Here is a 9,729-nt window from a genome sequence, read left to right on the forward strand (position 1 = left end):
TATGCCATGAGCTAGCAAGATCCGATGGGGTTAAGCTAGAAACTTATAATTTTATTGGCGTCCCGCTGGTTCTTAACTATTTAACCAGTCAACCAATATGACGGGCGTCCCCTTATACTACCTAATTAATAGTAAATCGCTTTTTATGACTGCTTGGCAAAACTGGCCTTTAGGGCAGCAACCAATTCTTTAGTATCTTTCGGGGGTACCGGAAAATCTGCTTTGGCATCCATCACAATAGCTTCCGTTGGGCAGCCTGTCGCACAGATTGCACACCCGAAACATCTGTCAAGATTCACCTGGGGAACATCATTTTCACTCATCGTGAGTGCCTCGGACGGACAGCGTTCAATACATGTTTCGCAAGCATCACAAAGGTTGGGATCAAAAACCGGCTGAAAGCCGGAGTTAAAAATCAATCCTGGCCTGCTCTGTTTCAAGACGCTTGTTAAAACCTCACAGTGCCATCGGTCGCAGTTGCAGAGAAATTCAATATCCTCCGTAGTATTGCGTGTCATATGGACCAGACCGGCCTCTTCAGCCCGATCCAGCACAACTCTTGCCTCCTCTTTTGTCAGCTTTCGTGCCGCCAGTCTTTCGATGGCAAATTCAGCCCCTCGGCCAAAAAACATACACACATCCGCTGGCATTCCGTGAATATCTTCGTCGCGCAACTGTGCGGTGTGACGGCAAAAGCAGGTACCCACTGAAATCTGATCATATTTATCAATATAGGTCTGTACCTGGTCATAGGTATGGATGGCATTGCCTGCCTTAATGGTCCTATCCACGGTGATTGTCCTTGTCGTCGGAAATGTCACCTTTGTTGGGCCCTTGGCGGAATTAAAGGCTTTTTTATAGGCGTGTATGAGTTTAGCCAGGTTTTTATCCCTCTCAGTAGTTCTGCCCGGCATAAATAGATATTCAAAAATTCCCAACATAAACGGCGCCCCTTGATAATACCGGATGCCTTTATCCGTAAATGTTTTACAGAGCCCTTTATCCGCCATCCCCTCCAGGATTATTTTGATCTCCGCTCCATCCCTGCCCATAAGCTTTGCAATCTCTTCGGCTGTAGCAGACTCTCGGGGCATGGCGTTGTTGACCTTGGCTTCTTCCTCAGTGAAAAGCGCCTCAACCATCGCGTAAAATTCAGGTATGTCCATACCTGCATAAAACCCGCCACGTTTTTTCATAACCTCAAGCATTTGCTTGTAAACTTCTTTACTCATTTTTGGGGCACCTCCGTGAGATAAATTTTTTATAAGATCTGAGTTTCTTAGAGATCAAAAGCATAGGGAATTCTGGAATTTGCGTTGAACTCAAACGACCCGCACCATTGCAGATAGCTGTTATATATCGCACGTTGGAAATCTATTAAAAAATTTGGATATCTGATTGTCAATTGATGTTTTGAGAATCCTCTAAATATCCACAAATTACAGATACGTAAATGGTATAAGAAAAAACCCCACCTCTCATTCAGAGAAATGGGGCTACTGTATTCGTGTCATTTCGCGGCTTCTTTGATTCGGGTTTTGAATTTAGATAAAATACCTTAAAATTTAAGACTTGAGCCTGACGCCTTGCGCCTATTTTTACTATGGCTACCTCATTTTGGGGGTCAGCACATTGTAAAGATAGGATCTTGGTTATCAATAAATCTCTATTAATGTCAAGGGGTTTTGAAAGGCTCGAACTGGATGTGGATGCGGCGGTTGCCACCCCCGCCCTGATTCATGGTTTTGTACTATTTAACCAATTAACGAATCCTATAGGCGTCGCCTTGCTTTTCCTCTTTCCTTGTTAAATTTACAAAAATTGACATAATAACCTGTTTTGTAATATTCATGGTTATTCACATGCATTACATCCCTTTTGTGTACTAAAATTATGGGTGAGGTATGAATCGTGGATAAATTGAAATTATGTCTAATAGGATTGATTTGCCTTATTGGCACGATTGGATATGGCGAAACAGTTTTCTGCAGTGCAAAAACGTTCGGCGCTGATGATGATGTAATAAAAATAAAATTAAAAGATGGAACCGAAGTATCTGCAGCGTTTTTCGATGGCGCAGAAAAACAGGTCGTTGTTTCAGTGCCCGGAGGGCTGGCGGGTAAAGAAAATTATTACTTTTTGGCCAAGCGCCTTCAAAAAATTAATGTTGCCTCTCTTTTATTAGACGGTCGAAGTGAAAATGACCTTTTGAGTGCCATTGACTTTTTAAAGCAAAAAAATTTTGAAAAAATAGTGCTCGTGGGAGGCAGTATAGGTGCAGGAACGATATTAACGACAATAAAATATACACTGACAGAAACCCAAAAGGCCTTGATTGAAAAGATAATTCTTATCGGGCCCTACAGCGGCTCAGCGCTTCAAACGAATAAAATCAAGAAACTTTTTATTGCTGCAAAAAGTGACAGCGTCAGCCCATTATCCGGCATTCGGGAATTATACGAAGACACATCTGAGCCTAAAATCCTAAAACTATACGAAGGGCCCTGGCATGCCGAGCAGCTATTTGAAAGCAAATACAGAGATGATGTTGCCCGAACGATCATAGATTTTATCCAATAAACCACTCATTTTAGATGGGGTTTGATATGAAGATCGTCAGCAATTTTCTTCTTTTAGTACTTCTTTTATCGATGGCACTTTGCGATATTTCTCAAGCCGGGGATGAAATTCGGCTGAATGTAAAAGTTCCCCTACCCAATGACATTGATATTATCACCCCGGATGAAAGCATCCCAAAGGAGCTTGCCGCGTTTTCCGGCTGCTGGGAAGGTAAATGGAGCGATTATGCAACCGAAACCGCTTTGATCGTGGAAGAAATCAATACCAAATCTGCGAAAGTTATATATTGTTTGGGCAAGAGTTCGGGTTTATACTCAATGCCGCCAAGTTGTGACAGGTATCAAGCCAAGGTGTCACCTGATAGTATGCAGATCTCATTTCCGGTTGGTGGAACAGTTAATTACTTTTTTAGTATGCAAAAAAATTTCAATCAGATTAAGGCCACAAAAAAATCACCTTTGGATGTAATCGACATTATAATGAACAAGATCCAATAATGCCTGAATCAGAGTGTTAGTTTCTTATTTGTTTTGAATTGGCAAAATAAAAAGGAACTTGATATGACGTCATCGCCAGCGGATATTTCTCAACAAATTGTTGCTCAAGCGAAATCTTTCGGCGCATCGTTAGCCGGTATCGCCGACGCCAAGCTCCTAAAACAGTCTCCGTCCCATTTCATCTATCCCAGGTTGGAACACAACTTCGCTGTCGGCTCTCGCGAACTTGCAGCAGGTATCGAATTAGGTCAAGTTGCCTGGCCCGCAAATGCCAAATCGGTGGTGGTGGTTGCTGCTGAGCACAAAAAGGATGCGCCGGAGTTGGATTGGTGGGATGGACAGGCAGGCACTCCCGGAAATCGAATTTTAATTCACATAAATAATAAATTGTCCGACTGGTTGGAAAAAAAATTTGAAATTAAAACACACAAACTCCCCTACCATATCGAAAAAGGCGGCATTTTCCTCAAAGATGCAGCGGTGATGGCGGGATTGGGCTGTATTGGGAAAAACAATCTTTTGGTCACACCGGAGTTCGGTCCAAGAATTCGGCTGCGGGCGATGATTCTGGAAGCAGAAGTCGAGCCGACCGGCCCGATTCAGTTTGATCCCTGCGACGGCTGCAAGGAACCATGCAGAAAGGTCTGTCCCCAGAAAGCCTACAGCGATATCGTTTTTTCATCCATCGAAATGGGAATGCTGACCCTTCCCGGCCGCAACGGCAGCTACAGCCGGGCAACATGCAACATCCAGATGGAAAAGGATATCGATGAGGCTGAAGTCCTGCAGGCAGAAAGTACGGATAAACCGGGCAAACGCGTCAAGTATTGCAGACGCTGCGAGTTTGCATGCATCGCTGGCAAGCCTTCAAAAAATGAATAAAGAAAAAGGGGGGGATGTCCGCTCTATTTATACATTTAGCATTTAGGCCAGAATAAGATTCTAAAAAATCACAGATCCATCGATTGCTTAAAGTGCTCATATTAGCCCTAATATGGCCGTTTTAAGCCCCAATAACGGCTCTTCTTTTTGCTTTTCATAAGAATTTATCATATACTTGCCGTGGTCCGACCTTAACTATATTACTAGACAAAGAAGTTCATTCAGAGGGGTGTGGCGGCAGAACAGCGTCTATCTCATATCCTTCGATCCTGGCCCGATCAGGATTCATGAGTCGAAATCTTCCGGTAAATCCGCAATCGTCATTATCAATACTCACCTCATGAATTACACCCCGATTCCGATCATCCGGGCTAAATGATATTACTGCATGTCCAGTGAAACTGTCCCTTGCTAGACCAAATGGATGTTCTCGCCACTCCTCGCCGCACCGTAACTTGTTGCAATCGAAAAATCCGATTTCTAATCTCAGCGATGCATCTACGGGATGATTGCCGACCCGGAGCGCCAAGAGATTATTATCTGGTTCGGAGGGATAGCGAGTAAAATCTTCGGTATCTAAATATTCGCGACTGCCAATTGCCCATTGATCGAAATACACGCCACTTCGTACTGTTATCCGTCCATCCAGTCTCCATTCGCCAGGCGATCGCCTGTCGCAGTTTTCATTCACGTGGATACTTTCAAAAGAAAGAATAGAAGGGAAATTGACTTGCCAGCTAATAGTGCTTCTATTGTTTGTGTAATCTGACTCTGATATGGACCTGCTTTCATTTATTGAGATCTCGATCTGGAAAAGCCGCCCATCGGCGGGAAGTCGAAAGCCTCCGCCCGTTTCAATGATACCACCGTAATCTGGATCAAATGTTGCGGTCCCGGTATGGGAAAGGATTTCGGTACGGCCGTGGCGTGCAAGAAGGGTATAGTCGAAAGTATCTCCTCTCAGATCGGAGCGTGATTCCGAATCTCGAACCAGGAGTAGCATCTCACCCTTCCTTGGCCCCGAGTTGTATATGTAGGCATTGTGAATCACCAGGTCGGGAAGTTGTCCAACGATCTCGACCGCAATGGTATTGGTTGAGTCCCCTGTGAATGTTCCTGTAAATCTATCGATAAGACAACCCTGAAAATAATAAGTATGGTAGATTTCATAGGTAGGATTCAGTATATTCCAGTCGACCCTTCCACTATCGCGCGCGTAATAATCTCTGGGCTCATGAGGAAAAGCATCTTCGGCTTCTACGATCGGTATACCATCCTCAATTGGTGTGCCATCTACCGGGCAGTCACTAAAAGGGCGTTCACCTGCCCGAAGATACAAACCGCTATGCATTGGAAGCCCCCACTCGATGGGGACCTCTCTACTTGATCTTGCGACCGTAACTCTCCGTGAGCTATTGCCATCAATGTATAACCTTCCCACCTCGTCAGAGAGAGGTTGTAGACTTGGTGGAAGTGTATCGATAAGCTGCTGTTGTTCATTTTTAGTCAGTTGTTCCGCATTACCCAAAAATTTGGGGTCGAGATTTGGACCGGCAGCGAGATCATCAAGGCTTTTTCCAGTGGTTGTGCAGCCCCCAAGCAAAATAATTAGGGCTATTACCCACAAGATGATTAGCGCATTCGTTTTCATCGTAATCCTCAAGACACGGAACAGTATGCATTAACCTATCACAGATAGAAAGCTGTATTGCAGCTCAAACAAAGTCAATTTAAGTATTTAGCGGTGGAAGTGGGGGCAGAAATTATAAAACTAAAATTACTACAATGTGGTATTTTGTCAAGGGGAAGAAAGTTTTGCATCGATCTCAAATTAAGTAGTGGTATATTGAGAATACCTGAAAAACCGCAAAGCTTTGGACATCAACCATTTTGCGGATTTTGTCCAGCCTGTTGCGGGCGATGGGGATGCGGCGGTTGACAACACCCGCCATGATTCATGGTTTTTTACTTATTTAACTAATCAATTTATCCCGCCTGCACTGTAGCTCCGGAAGATGGTACCAGGGTTAAATATCTCACCAGAGATCAGCTTGCCCTGTGAAATTCTGTAAAGACCATTTCACTGGGGAGAAGCAGATTTAATTGGGACGAGTTAACCAATCAACTGACAGAATGGGCGTCCCCCTGCTTTCTCTGCCACTCCAATTTACTTCCACATTAATTGTCTTCCAGATAGTAACGAAAATCGCAATAATCGGAGCCTTCCATGATGGTTTTGGTCCGCACTAGTCTAAGTTGGGGATTGAATCCCCTAGCAAAAGGTTCATCGCGGCAACACGACAACTCCACACCGAATTCGTCCAATCCGAGTTCACGGTATTTCTCATAGTAAGGGCAGCGCGTAACGTTGAAAAAATAGGTCGCTGAAGTTTGTTCCAAGACGTCCATTTCCCATACGCCTCCCCGGCCCCATCCGCTTACTTCATCAACCAATTCTTCTATGCCGTTTCGTTCCAATTCCTCTGCCATATTTTTGCCGCGCTGGAATGCCTCTTGCTGGTTGACTTCCTGTAATATGGCCAGCGCTTCATCTCGCCCAATCTGTTGGGATACTGCCTTGATAACAGGTGCAATCGCCAGGGCTTCTATGGCCCTTTTTTCTATCCTGTTAAGATCCTTGTCCTCGGTATGGTTTTTCATTTCTATCTCCTCCCTGAAAAATTGAGGCAGTTTATGGAACATTTGTTAATGTTATGGATTTAATGCAGGAACCAGGTTTGTCCTAAGAGGTAGATATTTAATGAAAGGTGATCCAATTACAAGTGTTTTTGAAGCTTATGTTGCTTAAAACGCCCATTTTAACCCCAAAATGTGGTTTCTAAGCCCAAAAATAGACCTGTTTTTTAGCTCTTCTTATTAATTATCAAACACTTAGCGTGGCCCGACCCCATTTTCGAACACCATTTTTTTGATCTTTAGCGAAATTGTGATATGATTATATTAAATTGTACCAATAGTTAATCACCCAAACTTTTGCCCAAGGGGGGAGCTCAAAGTGAGTTGCTCCCTTATTTTTTTGTTCAAACTGCTAGGATGCCCCATCATGGAATCTTTCATTAACACTTTTCTTAAATTTGGACTTTCAAAGAGTAACGATAATTTAAATAATGGTTTAACTTTTGCAATCGCATTTTTTATTTGCATAGGATGGCTAGGCCTTTTGAGTTTTTGCTTAGCCTCATTTATAACCGCCTCATTTTAGCGCCACCAAAGCTATTATTTTTAGGTTCAGAGAGGTATAGTGTCGTGAATTCCATACCCATCATTGGATTTGGCTTAGTGATTTTTGGAATGGTAGTGCTTTTACATTTAGTCGCGTATCACATCATCGATAGAGACAAACAAAATCATTAAAGTCTTTTTAATAAAACTGACAAAAATGACTGAATGTTTGTTTTTCCCAAATCTACCCCCAAAATGGTAGTAAGCTCCCTGTTTTTAAGATTAAATGTGGAAAAAGACGGACGCTCGTTCTATTTTTCTATTCAGGCCTGAAAAAATTTGGAAAAATCACAGCGCCTTTCATCGCTTAAACTGTTTATTTTACCTTTTAAATGGGCCTTCTAAGCCCAAAAATCAGCCTATTTTTTAACTCTTCTTATTAATTAGCAAACACTTACCGACGTCCAATCCCATTTTTCTAAGGGGTGCCAAACACCTGCTCCGGTCTATATGGATGGGTCCCTTCAATCACTTCGACACCGGCCTTTGCCTTTACCTTGTCGATGATCGTGTCTTTGTGGGGGCAGTTGTCCAGCAGACAAGTCCCGATATGGACTGCATCGATACTCTCACCCATAGGCGTCATCCATGTCTTTAGTCCCACTAGGCGAAGAACCGGTGATGCGCCCGGACATCCGCCGCAATGAATCAAACCCCTCAACTTGGCGTCCGTCTCTTTGTATCTTTCAAACTCCCCTTCTTTTTTATCAAATCCCATTAAACAACGATGACAGCCGATACAAGTTTCATCCTTAATGTTTTTGCAGCTCAATACGGCAATATTCATGCTTAACTCCTCCTTTGATAGATAATACATTAGTTTTCGGTGCTTCGAAAAACCCATGATCTTTTTCTAAACGGGCGAGTAACCATTGGTTATGTAGCGCTGCTTATCTTGTAAATTGAAACTGCCTGAAAAACCGCGAAATTTTAGATATCAAGCAAATACACCAACAAAAAAACCCCACCTCTCAGTCAGAGAAATGGGGTTTTGAACTCATTGCATGGCTACCTCGTTATTGGGGTTAGCGCATTGTGATGGTTTATTTATCTATCAAAAAATCCGCATTAATGTCAATGGGTTTGGAAAGAATGGATCGGGCCAGTTGTCTTCAGGCGCAATTAATTTTTTTGTTAGACCTTGAACCTTGTACCTTTTTTATATGGGCGCCCCCTTACTTTCACTAACTTATTTCTAATATTCCGGACCGGGGCATTTCTCATCTGCTTTAGCCTCTAATTCTTCTTGAAGTTTCTCGCTTTTATCAATTTCCGGAAATTTTTTTGCAAGATTGTCATAGCACAGATCATTTGCGTCAGTAACAGCAGTTATTTCACTCTGTATGGCCTTCATTTTGGACCTGTCCCCGGAAGCTTGTGCTTTATTCATTGCATCCATTATCTTCTTTGACTCGATCAAGTACTCTTTTCGACATTCGCATACGCCATCAACAACTTCGTCCATGTTAAAAGCGAAGATCACGTTGGAAAATAGTGATAGCGCAACGATAACTGCCAGTAACTTTTTCATTTTAAATCCTCCTGTTTAATGCCTGTTAGGAATTTTCAGAGTCTCCTGCTTATCATCATCACAGATACTATCCATATATCACAAAAAACAAAAACCCCATCTCTCAATCTGAGAAATGGGGTTTTGGAGCTTAGAGCATACTGCCCTCCGTAACAGAATATTATTTAGATTTATTTTTGTATTTTTTGAGTAGGTCCTCGATAGCTTCTTCCAGTAGAATGTTAACGCGAGCATCCTCTTCCACAGCCAGAATTTTCAGCTTCTTGATCCTGCATATTGGCTTTGGCACTATTGTTGTGCAAGGGTGACACCAAGCTGTTCCAGCATTCCGAGTCGGTCCCAATAAAGCCACGCTTCTGACATTTTTTCATTGGAAAGACGAGTAAAAGTTGCGCCTTTAACCGTAAATTGCTTTCCAGTGGCAGCGATGCCCATAAATTCATTGTTATGAGTGCCGGTCATTGTCCAACGAATTGCCACCGTCTCCTCTTCAGCAGCCAAATCTTCAACAGAAAAATTAATATCAGGGAAGGTAGAGTGGATGGCACCTACAAATTGCTTGAATGCCTCAATACCCTCTACTTCTCTGATAGGCCCGTGAAAAAGGAAGTCTTCATTTATTATTGCATCAGCCGCCTCGATCTTTCCGTCACTCCAAACTTCCTCTATATAACGACGGGCGATTATTTTGTTTTGCTCTGCTGCCATAGAGGCACCCCCTTTTTTAGGTTTCAAACAATTGAACTCATTATGTGCAATTTCGGAAAAGCTTGAAGGTCAGGTCAGAAAGGAGAGTCGACGCTTAGAATGGAACCCACTTCAGATCAGCTACAAATTTAGAATCAGCTTTAGAGTGCCAGCATTTATATCCAAATCAATAAGGATTTTCAATAACAATTAAGGATTTTGGTACTAAATAAGGTGTACTTTAATATGACATGATCTTTAGCGAACATTTCTTAGGCACACCCTCTAGAAACTTATAATTTTATGGGC

9 protein-coding genes are annotated in these 9,729 nt (G+C 42.7%); 3 read left to right on the forward strand and 6 right to left on the reverse strand.

What is annotated here, in order from left to right:
- Window positions 1-143 precede the first annotated feature (143 nt).
- Window positions 144-1,232: a 4Fe-4S binding protein gene (locus QNJ26_15595; protein ID MDJ0986963.1), complete on the reverse strand. Its 1,089-nt coding sequence runs from the start codon at window positions 1,230-1,232 to the stop codon at window positions 144-146.
- A gap of 679 nt (window positions 1,233-1,911) precedes the next feature.
- Here QNJ26_15595 and QNJ26_15600 point away from each other — a divergent pair.
- From QNJ26_15600 to QNJ26_15610, 3 genes are all read left to right on the forward strand, one after another.
- The gene (locus QNJ26_15600; GenBank protein MDJ0986964.1) at window positions 1,912-2,580 is read left to right on the forward strand and encodes a hypothetical protein; all 669 of its coding nucleotides are present in this window, start codon (window positions 1,912-1,914) and stop codon (window positions 2,578-2,580) included.
- 26 nt (window positions 2,581-2,606) lie between these two features.
- Window positions 2,607-3,077 carry a hypothetical protein gene (locus QNJ26_15605; GenBank protein MDJ0986965.1) on the forward strand — a complete coding sequence of 157 codons (471 nt, stop codon included), beginning with the start codon at window positions 2,607-2,609 and terminating at the stop codon, window positions 3,075-3,077.
- A 63-nt stretch (window positions 3,078-3,140) separates the two neighbouring features.
- Window positions 3,141-3,959 carry an epoxyqueuosine reductase gene (locus tag QNJ26_15610; protein ID MDJ0986966.1) on the forward strand — a complete coding sequence of 273 codons (819 nt, stop codon included), beginning with the start codon at window positions 3,141-3,143 and terminating at the stop codon, window positions 3,957-3,959.
- A gap of 217 nt (window positions 3,960-4,176) precedes the next feature.
- Here the strand turns inward: QNJ26_15610 and QNJ26_15615 are convergent, their stop codons facing one another.
- From QNJ26_15615 to QNJ26_15635, 5 genes are all read right to left on the reverse strand, one after another.
- The gene (locus tag QNJ26_15615; GenBank protein MDJ0986967.1) at window positions 4,177-5,610 is read right to left on the reverse strand and encodes a hypothetical protein; all 1,434 of its coding nucleotides are present in this window, start codon (window positions 5,608-5,610) and stop codon (window positions 4,177-4,179) included.
- Window positions 5,611-6,137: 527 nt separating this feature from the next.
- Window positions 6,138-6,620, reverse strand: coding sequence for an L-2-amino-thiazoline-4-carboxylic acid hydrolase (locus QNJ26_15620; protein ID MDJ0986968.1), 483 nt, complete (start codon window positions 6,618-6,620; stop codon window positions 6,138-6,140).
- Window positions 6,621-7,620: 1,000 nt separating this feature from the next.
- Window positions 7,621-7,989 carry a CGGC domain-containing protein gene (locus QNJ26_15625; GenBank protein MDJ0986969.1) on the reverse strand — a complete coding sequence of 123 codons (369 nt, stop codon included), beginning with the start codon at window positions 7,987-7,989 and terminating at the stop codon, window positions 7,621-7,623.
- A gap of 408 nt (window positions 7,990-8,397) precedes the next feature.
- On the reverse strand, window positions 8,398-8,733 hold the full coding sequence (locus QNJ26_15630) for a hypothetical protein (protein ID MDJ0986970.1): 336 nt from the start codon (window positions 8,731-8,733) through the stop codon (window positions 8,398-8,400).
- Between the two features lie 288 nt (window positions 8,734-9,021).
- Window positions 9,022-9,441 carry an ester cyclase gene (locus tag QNJ26_15635; GenBank protein ID MDJ0986971.1) on the reverse strand — a complete coding sequence of 140 codons (420 nt, stop codon included), beginning with the start codon at window positions 9,439-9,441 and terminating at the stop codon, window positions 9,022-9,024.
- Window positions 9,442-9,729 lie beyond the last annotated feature (288 nt).

The sequence above is a fragment of the Desulfobacterales bacterium genome, from assembly GCA_030066985.1.
Classification (GTDB): Bacteria; Desulfobacterota; Desulfobacteria; order Desulfobacterales; family JAHEIW01; genus JAHEIW01.

What these genes read in the sequence shown, in the direction of transcription:
- QNJ26_15595 (MDJ0986963.1), bottom strand. Translation starts at nt 1,232, where the DNA reads ATGAGTAAAGAAGTTTACAAGCAAATGCTTGAGGTTATGAAAAAACGT.
- QNJ26_15605 (MDJ0986965.1), top strand. Translation starts at nt 2,607, where the DNA reads ATGAAGATCGTCAGCAATTTTCTTCTTTTAGTACTTCTTTTATCGATG.
- QNJ26_15610 (MDJ0986966.1), top strand. Translation starts at nt 3,141, where the DNA reads ATGACGTCATCGCCAGCGGATATTTCTCAACAAATTGTTGCTCAAGCG.
- QNJ26_15615 (MDJ0986967.1), bottom strand. Translation starts at nt 5,610, where the DNA reads ATGAAAACGAATGCGCTAATCATCTTGTGGGTAATAGCCCTAATTATT.
- QNJ26_15620 (MDJ0986968.1), bottom strand. Translation starts at nt 6,620, where the DNA reads ATGAAAAACCATACCGAGGACAAGGATCTTAACAGGATAGAAAAAAGG.
- QNJ26_15625 (MDJ0986969.1), bottom strand. Translation starts at nt 7,989, where the DNA reads ATGAATATTGCCGTATTGAGCTGCAAAAACATTAAGGATGAAACTTGT.
- QNJ26_15630 (MDJ0986970.1), bottom strand. Translation starts at nt 8,733, where the DNA reads ATGAAAAAGTTACTGGCAGTTATCGTTGCGCTATCACTATTTTCCAAC.
- QNJ26_15635 (MDJ0986971.1), bottom strand. Translation starts at nt 9,441, where the DNA reads ATGGCAGCAGAGCAAAACAAAATAATCGCCCGTCGTTATATAGAGGAA.